11 protein-coding genes are annotated in these 12,964 nt (G+C 50.4%); 9 read left to right on the top strand and 2 right to left on the bottom strand.

Translation table 11 applies throughout. The features are described 5' to 3' along the window. Positions 1–524: 524 nt before the first annotated feature. Positions 525–1,394 (bottom strand): transposase, encoded by an 870-nt coding sequence (locus LAT77_RS12325; protein WP_290564866.1) that lies wholly within the window; start codon positions 1,392–1,394, stop codon positions 525–527. 275 nt (positions 1,395–1,669) lie between these two features. Between LAT77_RS12325 and LAT77_RS12320 the strand changes: the two genes are divergently transcribed. From LAT77_RS12320 to LAT77_RS12310, 3 genes are all read left to right on the top strand, one after another. Then, complete coding sequence (locus LAT77_RS12320; protein ID WP_290564865.1) at positions 1,670–2,683, top strand: ArsJ-associated glyceraldehyde-3-phosphate dehydrogenase; 1,014 nt, start codon at positions 1,670–1,672, stop codon at positions 2,681–2,683. Positions 2,684–2,893: 210 nt separating this feature from the next. Next, on the top strand, positions 2,894–7,396 hold the full coding sequence (gene gltB, locus LAT77_RS12315) for a glutamate synthase large subunit (RefSeq protein WP_290564864.1): 4,503 nt from the start codon (positions 2,894–2,896) through the stop codon (positions 7,394–7,396). Next, positions 7,396–8,823 (top strand): FAD-dependent oxidoreductase, encoded by a 1,428-nt coding sequence (locus LAT77_RS12310; RefSeq protein ID WP_290564863.1) that lies wholly within the window; start codon positions 7,396–7,398, stop codon positions 8,821–8,823. Before gltB ends, LAT77_RS12310 begins: the two co-directional genes overlap by 1 nt. Positions 8,824–8,970: 147 nt before the next feature. Here the strand turns inward: LAT77_RS12310 and asnC are convergent, their stop codons facing one another. Beyond that, positions 8,971–9,417 carry a transcriptional regulator AsnC gene (gene asnC, locus LAT77_RS12305; protein WP_290564862.1) on the bottom strand — a complete coding sequence of 149 codons (447 nt, stop codon included), beginning with the start codon at positions 9,415–9,417 and terminating at the stop codon, positions 8,971–8,973. Positions 9,418–9,574: 157 nt separating this feature from the next. Between asnC and asnA the strand changes: the two genes are divergently transcribed. The 6 genes from asnA to LAT77_RS12275 all read left to right on the top strand — a co-directional run bounded on the left by asnA (position 9,575) and on the right by LAT77_RS12275 (position 12,802). Continuing rightward, positions 9,575–10,540: an aspartate--ammonia ligase gene (asnA, locus tag LAT77_RS12300; protein WP_290564861.1), complete on the top strand. Its 966-nt coding sequence runs from the start codon at positions 9,575–9,577 to the stop codon at positions 10,538–10,540. A gap of 118 nt (positions 10,541–10,658) precedes the next feature. Then, positions 10,659–10,895, top strand: a complete 237-nt coding sequence (locus tag LAT77_RS12295) for a bacterioferritin-associated ferredoxin (protein WP_290564860.1) — start codon at positions 10,659–10,661, stop codon at positions 10,893–10,895. Between the two features lie 186 nt (positions 10,896–11,081). After that, positions 11,082–11,546 (top strand): bacterioferritin, encoded by a 465-nt coding sequence (gene bfr, locus LAT77_RS12290; protein WP_290564859.1) that lies wholly within the window; start codon positions 11,082–11,084, stop codon positions 11,544–11,546. Positions 11,547–11,554: 8 nt separating this feature from the next. Continuing rightward, positions 11,555–12,013: a bacterioferritin gene (bfr, locus tag LAT77_RS12285; RefSeq protein WP_290564858.1), complete on the top strand. Its 459-nt coding sequence runs from the start codon at positions 11,555–11,557 to the stop codon at positions 12,011–12,013. A 49-nt stretch (positions 12,014–12,062) separates the two neighbouring features. Further along, a complete protein-coding gene (locus LAT77_RS12280; RefSeq protein WP_290564857.1) occupies positions 12,063–12,533 on the top strand; it encodes a Na+/H+ antiporter subunit E in 471 nt (156 codons plus the stop codon). Further along, on the top strand, positions 12,530–12,802 hold the full coding sequence (locus tag LAT77_RS12275) for a monovalent cation/H+ antiporter complex subunit F (RefSeq protein ID WP_290564856.1): 273 nt from the start codon (positions 12,530–12,532) through the stop codon (positions 12,800–12,802). Before LAT77_RS12280 ends, LAT77_RS12275 begins: the two co-directional genes overlap by 4 nt. The last annotated feature ends 162 nt before the right edge of the window (positions 12,803–12,964 follow it).

The raw sequence follows: 12,964 nt of genomic DNA, 5'->3' as shown, positions 1-12,964 counted from the left end.
TAAAAGCGTCTGAGCGCTGGTCACACCCAGTTCAAAACTGGAACCTAACGCTGTCGCAACTGAGCATCCACTTCGAGGGCCGGCTGGATGATCATATAGACCTATGAAAACTTGGCTGACACAGAATATTGAACACTCTCTGCAGTTGCCCATAACTGCACTCTGCGTTCTTTTGGGTTGATTTAATTGCGAATTATAATTGAGCTACTAATACTTTAGGATTGAATCAATAGTGAAAAGAAATGAATCACCAAGTAATTGCATTCGAGTTTAGATTCAACTCTATGCGAGTTCAGCAAGAATAATAGATGCATTGATGCGTTCACAGAATACTCTATGAACGAGCTTTACTTGAGTTAAAGTTGACCCAAAGGCGATTCAAGTATCCACCGCCTGCGACTCACTCGAACTCTAATGTAAATCAATCTAAATTCACCTATAAAATCATAAATGAATCACACTTAAGTTAATTGTGAATTCAAATTCAGCTCAAATTTAAATCCCTTCGGTAACTCAATCGATATTCATTTTGCAGGCTTTTTATCTCCATTTCGCACCAGCAATCGTGGCCTACGTTTAATTTCATACCAAGCTTCCGCTTGCTGATCATGCAGAAAGATAAGTTCCTGCTCGAAAGTTCGGCGCTCTTCGCTTTCGAAACTGTAGTCCTGTTTTCCGTCGTCAGAATCAATTATATACAGCTTCTTTTTCTCACCCTTCGCAGATCCTGGCAAAATTGAATGTTGCCGAATACCGGTCAATTTCTCCAACGACTCACTGAAAGCGCGATCACCAACCGCGACCCGTTGTCGGTAAGCCGTTCGAATTTGATGCAGCTCTTCTTCAGCGACCGGCTGGCGACAAAATTCTTGGTAGAATCTACGTTGTTCTTCCGCATCTGCCCCATATTGGCACAAATGCGGATGCGGGATAACCAGGGAACTGGGTTTACCATGTGCAGTGGTTCGATAGCTGGTGTTCGTAGCAGAAAACAAGGATCTTGCCATTCCAGCACGAACTGGATTGTTTTCGATGTAGCGCATGGTGTTGAGCAAGTACGATTCGGTTTGCACCACCGAAGCAAAATAGCGACCTTGGAAAAGTGCGCCGACGCGTTCGTATTTTTTGTTGATGAAAGTGACGTAGCGACTACCAACATTTTGCATCACTTTCGAAAGCGCTGACCTTTTGACTTGCGTGACTAGCAAGTGGAAGTGATTACTCATCACTGCGTAGTTATGAACGATTGCACCATAGCGCACGCAATCCGTTAACAGGTAATTTAAAAACACATTGGCATCTTGCTGGTGCCAAAATATTGTTTGCTTATTCGTTCCACGCTGCACAACGTGAAAAGTTAAAAATGGATGATGCACTCGATGTTTGCGCGACATGTTGGGCTCCTTGCCTCTGCACTGCTTTTCCGTTTATCACCCTCATCATAGCTCGGTTTGCGAGGCTGTCACGCCACCACGCCTAGGTTCCGATATCGCTGACAAATTCATTCTGGCTCGGAGCCAGAATGCCCTTTCCGGCTCCGAGCCAGAATGCTATCTATCTGATATGCATTAACTTCCCGATTATCATAATTTCGTGATCTACGACAAAAAGCATATTTGGCGCTAAAGTAAGCTATGCTTATTGCAGGTCTTTCAAGCGAGGAGTAGTTATGAGTAATCGTAAAGTTCGCGTCGGTATTAATGGTTTTGGCCGTATCGGTCGCTTAGCGCTGCGCGCGGGATTTGGCTCAAACGAATTAGAGTTTATTCAGATTAATGACCCGGGAATGGATGGTAATATGGCGGCTCATTTGCTCGAATTTGACTCCACACACGGGCGTTGGAATCGTAAGATTACGAGCGCTCCTAATACTCTTTCAATCGATGGCCGTCGTTTGCGATTCACCCAAAGCAAGGATCTCAGCAGTGTGGACTGGTCCAACTGCGATATTGTTCTAGAGGCATCGGGCGTGTTTAAGACCAGTGAGGGTTTGCAACCCCTCTTGGACCAAGGGGTCGATCACATAGTCGTTTCCGCTCCAGTGAAAAGCAAAGGCGTGCCGAATATTGTCGTCGGTGTTAACGATGCTGATTTCGATCCTCGTGAGCATTCAATTGTAAGCGCGGCGTCGTGCACAACCAATTGTTTGGCGCCGGTAGTGCAAGTCATCAACGATCATTTCGGGATTAAGCACGCGTCGATGACCACGATTCATGCGCTAACCAATTCACAGAGCATTTTAGATGCACCGCATAAAGATATTCGCCGGGCACGAGCCCTAAGCTCTTTAATTCCTACGACGACGGGGTCGGCGAAGGCGATTACTGCGATTTTTCCGGAGCTCGAAGGTCGCATTAACGGTCACGCTGTGCGGGTTCCGCTCGATTGCCCCTCCCTGACCGATATCGTTTTCGAGGTTGAAAAATCTACAACGGTTAACGAAGTGAATGCGGCGTTAAAAGCAGCATCTCAAAGTGAGGCATTGACTGGCATTTTGGGATACGAAGAGCGTCCGTTGGTGTCGATCGACTACAAAACCGATCCGCGATCGTCGGTGATTGATGCCCTTTCAACATTGGTGGTGAATGGTACCCAGGTGAAGATTTACGCTTGGTACGACAATGAATGGGCTTATGCAAACCGGACTATTGATTTGATTCAACGAATCCGCACCAGCGCGTAAGTTTCACTATTGAATGACAGAGCTCCGAGCAGAAATGCCGGAGCTTTTTTGTGCCCGCAAAATGCAATTCCGGCTCCGAGCCGAAATTATATCCCACTGATATTGAACACTTTATGAAAATAACATACCAACCATTCACTGCATTTATAGCCGCAAATGTAGGTTTTCTGTTAAGTTAAACGGCTGTATACAAACGAAGGAAAGTTGTCTATGTCACTTTACTCGGCATCAACACAAGCCAATCAGGTGCGTGATAACTGCGGTTTCGGCCTAATTGCGCACCTTCATGGCGAAACCAGCCATGCGATACTCCAACGTTCGATTACCGCGCTCGATCGCATGATGCATCGCGGCGCTATCGGCGCTGACGGTAAAACAGGTGATGGCTGCGGACTGTTGATGCAACTCCCTGACTCGTTTTTCCGCGAGATTGCCGCTGAGAATGGCTGGCATTTGGGTAAAAAGTACGCAGTTGGACAAGTGTTTCTCAGTTTAGACCCAATCAAGCGACGTCGTGCGAAAGCGATTCTCGAGGACGAGCTACAAAAGGAAACGCTGACAGTAAACGGCTGGCGTGAAGTTCCTGTCGACCAAGAGGTGCTTGGCGAAATCGCTGGCTCGACGCAGCCGCATATTGAACAAGTTTTTGTCTCTGCCCAACCGGGTTGGCGCAAAAAGGACCTTGAGCGGCGCTTGTACATGGCTCGTCGGCGCGCGGAAAAACGTATCACTGACGATGCCGATTTTTACGTGGTTTCACTGTCCTGCTTAGTCATTGTCTACAAAGGTTTGATGATGCCGAAGGACTTGGCGAACTTTTACCAAGATCTCAACGATCAGCGCCTAAAAACTGCGATTTGCGTCTTTCATCAGCGATTTTCGACAAATACCCAACCACGTTGGCCGCTTGCTCAGCCGTTTCGTTTCCTCGCCCACAATGGCGAAATCAACACGATTGCGGGCAATCGACAATGGGCCAAAGCGCGCAGTTATAAGATGCATTCGCCGTTGCTGCCGGACTTACAACAGGCTGCTCCATTCGTCAGTGAGCACGGGTCCGACTCAAGTTCTCTCGACAACATGTTGGAAATGCTGCTTGCTGGCGGCATGGATTTGTTTCGGGCCATGCGTCTCCTTATTCCGCCGGCGTGGCAGGGCGACCCGACGATGGCACCTGATTTGCGTGCGTTCTACGAATTCAATTCGATGCACATGGAGCCATGGGACGGCCCAGCCGGCGTGGTGCTGAGTAATGGTCGTCATGTTGCTTGCAGTCTCGACCGCAATGGCCTGCGCCCGGCTCGCTATGTCATCACCAACGACAACATTATTACGGTGGCTTCCGAGGTTGGCACCTGGGATTACCAAGAACAGGACGTGGTCGAGAAAGGTCGCTTAGGCCCGGGCGAGATGCTCGCGGTGGACACCTACAACGGTAAGATTTGGCGCAGTAAACAAATTGATGAAGATCTTAAAGCCCGCCATCCTTATCGGGAGTGGCTAGACGAGCATATTTTGCGTTTGCGGCCATTCGCGGAGTGCTCTGCCGAGCTGATTGGTCAGCGCCTTTTCGATGACGAGAAAATGGCGACATTCCACAAGCAGTTCTATTATAGCCGCGAAGAAATTCATCAGGTTATTCAGGTGCTTGCCGCTGATGGTCAAGAAGCTACTGGCAGCATGGGCGACGATACGCCGGTAGCTGTGCTGTCGACCAAGCCGCGACTAATCTATGACTATTTCCGTCAGCAATTTGCACAGGTGACCAATCCGCCGATTGACCCTATTCGCGAACGTCAGGTAATGTCGCTTGCAACGTGCATTGGGCGTGAACAAAACATGTTCAACGAAACCTCCGGCTATGCCCATCGTGTGTTATTTGATAGCCCTATTCTGATGTACACCGACTTAAAGCAATTAAAAGATCTTAACGACGAATACTATCAATATCGCGTATTTTCGTTGCAATTTAATGCCACTGAGCAGACGTTGGAGCAAGCCATTGTCGGCCTGTGCGACGATGTCGAACGCGCTGTCCGTGACGATGGCGTTGTCATCATTATTCTTTCGGATCGGCACATCAACAAGGGGCAGCTGCCAATTCCCGCAGCGATGGCGACCGGCGCGGTGCAAAATCGGCTGGTCCAGTCACAACTTCGCTGTGACGCGAATATTATCGTCGAAACAGCCTCAGCACGCGACTCGCATCATATTGCCGTGTTAGTTGGGTTGGGCGCGACCGCCGTCTATCCGTTTCTGGCCTATGAAACGATTGAGCAACTTGCCGAGCAAAATCATTTATCGATTTCTGTTCGCCAAGCCGTTGAAAACTATCGCAATGGGATTAATAAAGGGCTGCTAAAAATCATGTCCAAAATGGGCATTTCTTGTGTGTCCAGCTACCGCGGTGCTGGCCTCTTTGAGTTGGTTGGGGTTGCCGACGACGTCCAACAGCTGTGTTTCCCGGTCTGTCATAAGCGCATTGGCGGCGCCAGTTTTGAGGACTTCACGCAAGACTTGCAGCGTCTCCACAAGGTGGCTTGGCTACCACGCAAACCATTGAATCATGGCGGCTTATTGAAATATGTGCACGGCGGTGAGTACCACGCCTACAACCCCGAGGTCGTGAATACGTTGCAGCGTGCGGTGGCGACGAAAGATCCGTCGATCTATCTCGACTATTGCCGCTCCGTCAACAACCGCCCTCCTGCAATGTTGCGCGATTTACTGGTGATTGATGTGCCGCCTCCGAGTGTCGCGGACTTGCATTCCGGCTCCGAGCCACATCTACAACCTGCTGATTCTAAATCACTTTTCAAAAGGTTCGATACAGCGGCGATGTCGATAGGAGCGTTGAGCCCAGAGGCGCACGAGGCGCTCGCGGTGGCAATGAATCGCTTAGGCGGGCATTCGAACAGCGGTGAAGGCGGCGAGGATCCCAAGCGTTTTGGAACCTTGAAGAATTCGCGGATCAAACAAATCGCGTCCGGTCGTTTTGGTGTCACGCCGCACTATTTAGTTAACGCTGATGTGTTGCAAATAAAAATCGCACAAGGCGCCAAGCCGGGTGAAGGCGGTCAATTGCCAGGCGAAAAGGTCACTGCGGAAATCGCGACGTTAAGGTATTCAGTGCCAGGCGTAACGTTAATTTCGCCTCCACCGCATCACGATATTTATTCGATAGAGGACTTGGCCCAGCTAATTTTTGACCTCAAACAAGTCAATCCTGACGCCTTAGTGTCCGTGAAACTGGTTTCCGAACCGGGCATTGGCACGATTGCGACCGGTGTCGCGAAAGCGTACGCTGACCTGATTACCGTTTCCGGCTACGACGGCGGCACTGGCGCGAGTCCTTTAACCTCTGTGAAATACGCTGGCTCACCGTGGGAACTCGGTCTCGCCGAAGTGCATGAAGCGTTGGTCAGTAATGGTTTGCGACACAAGGTGCGCCTGCAAGTTGACGGTGGTTTAAAGACCGGTTTAGACGTCATTAAAGCCGCTATCCTTGGAGCTGAAAGTTTCGGTTTCGGCACAGCGCCGATGATCGCACTTGGCTGTAAGTATTTAAGAATTTGTCATTTGAATAATTGCGCGACCGGTATCGCGACGCAAGACATTACCCTTCGTCAGCAGTTCTATAACGGCTTACCCGAAAAAGTCGAAAACTACTTTCAATTGCTTCGCGCTGAGGTTGAGTATTACCTAAGAAAACTCGGCGTCAACGACATTACCGATTTAATCGGACGCACGGATTTACTGGCCAAAGTTGAGTCCGGTTTGTCACAAAAACAAAGTAAAATCGATCTCGCGCCACTACTTGCCTCGGCTGCTATAAAGTCACAAAAGCCGTTGTTCTGTTGCGAGAAAAACATCCCGCATGATCAAGGCAAGAAAAACCAAGAACTATTGGAAATGTGCCGTTCGGCGGTGCAAACGCGCAAGAGCCAAGATTTTAGCACTCAAGTACGCAATGATGACCGCTCCATCGGCGCAGCTTTATCCGGTTTGATTGCGCGAACGCACGATTTACAAGGCTTGGCCGGTAACCCAATTCGAATTCATTGCCAAGGAACAGCTGGGCAAAGCTTCGGCGTTTGGAACGCTCCGGGTTTACACCTTTTCCTCACCGGCGACGCCAATGACTACGTCGGCAAAGGCATGGCCGGAGGTCGCATTAGTATCAAACCAGCAGGCGACGTGTCATTCGCCTCGCATCAAGCGGTGATTATGGGCAACACCTGTCTTTATGGCGCCACCGGCGGTCGCCTTTTCGCTGCGGGATTAGCCGGTGAGCGGTTTGCCGTGCGCAATAGTGGCTGCATTGCCGTGGTCGAGGGTATCGGCGACAACGGTTGCGAGTATATGACCGGCGGCGTTGTCGTCGTCCTCGGTAAAACGGGGATTAATTTTGGTGCGGGAATGACCGGCGGCATGGCTTACATTCTCGACGAAGATGACGATTTTCAAGAGCGAATCAATGCAGAATTGATTGAGGTTTTGCCGATTGAGCAGCCTATTCTGCAAGAGCACTTACGCGGCTTTATCCACGATCATATGGAACATACGGGAAGTGAGCGCTCGCGTCAGATTCTTGCTGATTTCCAGAATTGGCTACCCAAGTTTCGCTTAGTGAAACCAAAAGCGAGAGAGCTCAGCGACCTCCTCGGCCACCGGCCACGTTCGACCAATTCAATTCGCGTGGAGGTGATGTAATGGCACAAAATATCTATCAGTTTCTTGATGTTGGTCGTGCTGAGCCGGCAAAAAAGTCATTACAGCAACGGCGTATTGAGTTTGTTGAAGTTCATGACGCGATGCCAGCAGAGCAGGTCGCCGCGCAGGCAGATCGATGCCTCGACTGTGGCAACCCTTATTGCGAGTGGAAGTGCCCGGTGCACAATTACATCCCGCAATGGCTCGAGTTGGCGCAGGCCGGTAAAATTATCGAAGCCGCGGAGTTATCGCATCAAACCAATAGCTTACCGGAAGTTTGCGGTCTCGTTTGCCCGCAAGATCGCCTATGTGAAGGCGCTTGCACGCTAAACGACGACTTTGGAGCGGTGACCATCGGCGCAATTGAAAAATACATTAATGACACCGCGTTCGCCATGGGTTGGCGACCCGATGTGTCGGCGGTGGAAAAGCTTGGAAAGCGCGTTGCTGTCATTGGCGCTGGCCCAGCAGGATTGGCCTGCGCTGACGTACTCGCCCGCAACGGTGTCGATGCTGTGGTGTATGACAAATACCCAGAAATCGGTGGCCTACTCACGTTCGGGATTCCTGCGTTTAAACTTGAAAAGTCGGTGATGACGCAGCGCCGGGAAATCTTTGAAGCGATGGGTATCGAGTTCAAACTCGCTTGCGAAGTCGGCAAAGATGTTCAATTTGAAGAGCTGTTGCGCGACTACGACGCGGTCTTTCTCGGCCTTGGCACCTATAAAGCCGTCGACGGTGGCTTACCCGGCCTTGATGCGCAAGGGGTCGTTCCAGCGTTGAACTACCTCATTGGCAACACCGCTCAGATCATGGAATTGGCGATGACGGATTATCCCTATTTATCCTTGTCTGGACAGAAGGTTGTGGTTCTCGGTGGCGGCGACACGGCGATGGATTGCGTGCGCACCGCTGTGCGGCAGGAGGCAACGTCGGTGGTTTGTGCATATCGACGTGACGCAGAAAATATGCCGGGTTCACGCAAAGAAGTGCAGCATGCGCGTGACGAAGGCGTTCAGTTTGAGTTTAACGTGCAGCCATTGGCGATTGAGAGTGACACGGCGGGCAAGGTAACGGGCGTTCGCTTTGTACGCACAGCCCTCGGCCCTGCCGACGCAGCAGGTCGCCGCCGCCCGGAACCGGTTGCTGACTCTGAATTTGTCATGCCCGCCGACAACGTTATTCTGGCGTTTGGCTATCAGGCTAATCCACCCGCGTGGCTCGCTGAGCATGGGGTGGAGGTGAATGAGTGGTCGCTCGTAAAAGCAGCCGAAGATGATGCGCTTTTTCCGATGCAAACATCGAATCCGAAGATCTTCGCCGGCGGCGATATGGTCCGTGGCGCAGATCTAGTCGTCACCGCCATCGCCGAAGGCCGCCAGGCCGCAGAGAGCATCGTCGACTACCTTTGTGGCTCGGTGCCGTAATTACATTTTTGGAATCCAACGGTAAATCAACGAGTTAGAATTCCGGCTCGGAGCCGCAATACAATTCCGCCGCAATCAGCTATCACGTACATTTTCAGAAACGTCATCTGAATCAGCAGCTTAGAATTCCGGCTCCGACCCCAAAAGCTAGGCCCGAATACTGCGCTGTATCGGCGCTTGCAGCGAAATCAATGTTTCCGTCGACTGGATCTCCTCAATCACTTGCAGTCGCTCAACCAACAGCTTCTGCAGGTCGTCGATATTGCGCACCATCACCTTAATCAGCACGCTGTATTGACCTGTGGTGTAGTAGGCCTCAGTCACCTCCGGTAGCCCCCGCAATTTCTCCAATGCCGACGGGTAGTCCCCTGCCTGACGCAAAATAATGCCGATAAAACAGGTAATGTCGTAACCAAGTTTGCGCGCATCAACTGTCGTCCGCGCGCCCGTAATTACCCCCGCTTTGCGCAATTTTTCTACCCGAACGTGCACCGTCGCCGGCGAAACACCGTTGTCTTTAGCAATTTCGGCATATGAAAGCCGCGCATTCTCCGTCAAAGCGTTAATGATGTTTTTATCCAAATTGTCGATCATCTAACAAAACTCCTGATTAACCACGCTCAATAAAATTAAATCTATCATTTTTGAAATTAATTAAAAGAAAAACAATCAAAATCACCTATTTGAAAAACGGTATTGATTAAAACGCTTAAATACCGATAAATAGAACAACACAACAAAGGAGCTCATCATGAAAGCAACATTTTTAAGTAAACAACACGAAATCCGTTTCATTCGCACGACCTTCACTGATGAGCTTTGCCAAGCGTTGAATCTAGTTGAAGTTCAGGCACCAATTTTGACTGACCCTCTCGAAGGAACTCAGGATACTTTGTCAGGTCACGAGCAAGCGGTTCAGGTGCCGGTGCGCTCGCTGCAGAAGTCGTATGAAGTTGTGCACTCGTTGGCCAAGTGGAAGCGTCAGGTGTTGGCACAATATGAATTCAGTGAAGGCGAAGGCGTCGTCACGCAAATGAAGGCTTTGCGCCCGGACGAAGAAAGCCTATCGCCCATTCATTCAGTTTATGTTGATCAATGGGACTGGGAGCAAGTTATTGCCGACACCGCGCGTGATGAACAGACCTTGCGCCGCACCGTCAAAGCTATCTATGGCGCATTAAGATCCACGCTGACAAAGTACCAGTCGCAGTTTGTCGCCCCAGAACTCGAAGTTCCCGAGCAAATTACCTTTATTAGCACCGAACGCCTACGTGCCGCCTATCCATCGTTGACACCGAAGGAACGCGAGCACATGGCAGCTCGAGAGTTCGGCGCTGTGTTTATTCAAGGTATCGGCGGACCATTGCAAGATGGAACCGCCCATGATGTGCGCGCTCCCGACTACGACGACTGGTCACTGAACGGTGATATTCTGGTTTGGAACCCGGTTCTCGAGCAGTCCTTAGAGTTGAGCTCGATGGGTATTCGTGTCGACCGAGCGGCCTTAATTCGTCAGTTACAACTTGCCAAACGGAGCGAAAGTGCACAACTTCCATGGCACCAAAAGTTGCTAACGGGTGCATTGCCACAAACAATTGGTGGTGGAATTGGCCAGTCCCGTGTGTGCATGTGGATGATGCAACAACCGCATATCGGCTGTGTTCAGCATAGCGTCTGGTGTCCGACAACCCGCGAAAAATACGCCGGTCTACTGTAACCACCGGCGGACGTATCGGCAAAACGAGGTACCCACAAAGGCGAATGCGAAACATATTGATAACTATTCTCATTTGTGTTTAAATGGCTACATATTCTCGAAGAAAGTGGTGTCGACTATGTACGTTTGCCTTTGTAAGGGTGTCACTGACAAACAAATCCAACGCGCAGTTGACCAAGGTGCTCGCACCATGCGCGACTTACGTCAAGAGTTTGGCGTCGGTAGTCAGTGCGGCAAATGCACCTGCTGCGCCCGCGACGTTTTGCACGATGCAATACACGCGCGCAAAGAAGTCGTGCACATTCACGTACCGAGCCCACAAGGCCAGCTCGACGTCGATATCGCCTATTCGTAATCCCCTACTTTTCAGCTAAGCCCACCTCGGTGGGCTTTTTTGTGTGCGCGAAATAGCATTCCGGCTCCGAGCCGAAACGCCAAACCCTTGTCACAAAAAGAAATCTGCATTTTACTATCCCGCCAAGATCTACTAATCTGTTGCTATGACATTGAAGCGAAAAGCGAAAGCGAAGGAGTATCGGTCATGCGCGGAAATTCAACGGTTTTAGCGGCACTCAACAAAGTGCTGACACGCAAGCTCACAGCAATTAATCAATATTTTCTGCATGCTCGTATGTTTAAGAACTGGGGCTTCAATGAGCTCAATGAGCGTATTTACAAAGCGTCCATCAAAGAAATGAAGCATGCCGACGAGGTGATTGAGCGTATTTTGCTGCTCGATGGCCTGCCGAACTTGCAAGAGCTCGGCAAGCTTTACATTGGCGAGGAGCCAAAAGAAATGCTTCGTCTCGACGACAAGCTGCAAAGCGAAGACATTCGTTACATTCGCGATGCCATTAGCACCTGCGAAGCGGAAAAAGACTTTGTCAGCCGCCACATGCTCGCCGAGATCCTTGAGCAGCAAGAAGAGCATCAAGATTGGCTCGACACGCAATGCAGTTTGATCGACACCATCGGCATTGAAAATTATCTGCAACGCCAGCTGTAGGAGGTAGAATGTCTAATATTATCAAAGCATTAAATGGTTTATTAGCCTGGGAGCTCACCTCCATTGACCAATACACTCAGCACTCGGAGTATTACGAAGACTGGGGGTTCAGCAAACTTTATGAGCGCATCAGCCACGAGGCTGAAGACGAGCGCGGTCATGCGAAAATGCTCATCGAACGGATTTTATTGCTCGGCGGTAAGCCGGACTTGGAAACCCGTCATCCTTTACCCGACGCCGACACGGTGCCGGAAATGCTCGCAGCGGATCTTGAACTTGAACGCAAAAATGCATCGGAACTGAAAGAAGCAATTACCTTGTGCGAGCAAGCACACGACTTTGTCAGTCGCGACATGCTGGTGCAAATTCTCAAAGACACCGAGGAAGATCACGCGTTTTGGCTGCGTCAGCAACTCCAGCTCATTAGCCGTCTTGGCGTTGAGCGCTATCTGCAAGCCATGATGTAACGGGCGCCAGCCTATGCACGCGATCAGGCGCGGGGTTCCCTACAGTCTGATGTACACTCTGTTTTGGTGGCTCCTCACCGGAGGTGTCGCCTACAGTTGGTGGTTTGGTGTGCCAATCATCCTCATCGCCACGGCTCTCTCGTTGAAACTGGACGCTCAAGACCATTCGCCGAAATTAACAGCTATTCCTGCATTTTTCCTGCATTTCATCTACAAATCAGTCGGAGCCGGTGTCGATGTTGCCTATCGCACGTTGCACCCAAAATTACCCTTAAAACCGGGACTTGTCGAATACCCTTTAACACTGCCAGAAGGCCGACCCCGAGTCTTTTTGACTTTATTAATCAGTCTGTTACCTGGCACCCTTTCGGCCGACATCAAGGATCATGTGTTAACGCTGCATGTCTTGGATACCGACGAAGACATTGCCGCCGCAACCCGTGAAACGGAGCAACAGGTGGCACGGCTATTTGGTCTCGAGCTTAATCCCCCGCGCAATAGTAAAGAGGATAGAGCATGATTATCGCTGCCATCATTCTCCTTATCAGTCTCCTTGCTGGCCTCTGGCGGATTTGGCGCGGACCTGAAGCCGCCGACCGGATGCTCGCCGCACAGTTATTTGGCACTACGGGCGTTGCGATCGTCTTGCTGCTCAGTGTGTCCATGCCGACGACACAGGGCATTCTCGATGTGGCACTTGTCTTCGCACTGCTCGCCGCAGTCGCGATGATCGCCTTCGTTCGGCGCTTTAATATCAAGCCCAGTAGCGACAACGAGGAGCAGAAATGATGATTTATCTACAGATCATATTCATCTCTCTAGGCTGTAATGCCAGTCAGTTAAGCTGACTGGCATTTTTTCTTTTAAGGGGGTATTTCCTTGTTTTCGGCTTCACCCACCTCGGATAACATCTATCCTCGCGGCGTTCCGGTAGTTTAAAGTACCCCATCT

Source organism: Aliidiomarina sp., from assembly GCF_022565475.1.
Taxonomy (GTDB): Bacteria; Pseudomonadota; Gammaproteobacteria; order Enterobacterales; family Alteromonadaceae; genus Aliidiomarina.
This window is presented reverse-complemented; position numbering and strand designations above follow the sequence as displayed.

What these genes read in the sequence shown, in the direction of transcription:
- LAT77_RS12325 (WP_290564866.1), bottom strand. Translation starts at nt 1,394, where the DNA reads ATGTCGCGCAAACATCGAGTGCATCATCCATTTTTAACTTTTCACGTT.
- LAT77_RS12320 (WP_290564865.1), top strand. Translation starts at nt 1,670, where the DNA reads ATGAGTAATCGTAAAGTTCGCGTCGGTATTAATGGTTTTGGCCGTATC.
- gltB (WP_290564864.1), top strand. Translation starts at nt 2,894, where the DNA reads ATGTCACTTTACTCGGCATCAACACAAGCCAATCAGGTGCGTGATAAC.
- LAT77_RS12310 (WP_290564863.1), top strand. Translation starts at nt 7,396, where the DNA reads ATGGCACAAAATATCTATCAGTTTCTTGATGTTGGTCGTGCTGAGCCG.
- asnC (WP_290564862.1), bottom strand. Translation starts at nt 9,417, where the DNA reads ATGATCGACAATTTGGATAAAAACATCATTAACGCTTTGACGGAGAAT.
- asnA (WP_290564861.1), top strand. Translation starts at nt 9,575, where the DNA reads ATGAAAGCAACATTTTTAAGTAAACAACACGAAATCCGTTTCATTCGC.
- LAT77_RS12295 (WP_290564860.1), top strand. Translation starts at nt 10,659, where the DNA reads ATGTACGTTTGCCTTTGTAAGGGTGTCACTGACAAACAAATCCAACGC.
- bfr (WP_290564859.1), top strand. Translation starts at nt 11,082, where the DNA reads ATGCGCGGAAATTCAACGGTTTTAGCGGCACTCAACAAAGTGCTGACA.
- bfr (WP_290564858.1), top strand. Translation starts at nt 11,555, where the DNA reads ATGTCTAATATTATCAAAGCATTAAATGGTTTATTAGCCTGGGAGCTC.
- LAT77_RS12280 (WP_290564857.1), top strand. Translation starts at nt 12,063, where the DNA reads ATGTACACTCTGTTTTGGTGGCTCCTCACCGGAGGTGTCGCCTACAGT.
- LAT77_RS12275 (WP_290564856.1), top strand. Translation starts at nt 12,530, where the DNA reads ATGATTATCGCTGCCATCATTCTCCTTATCAGTCTCCTTGCTGGCCTC.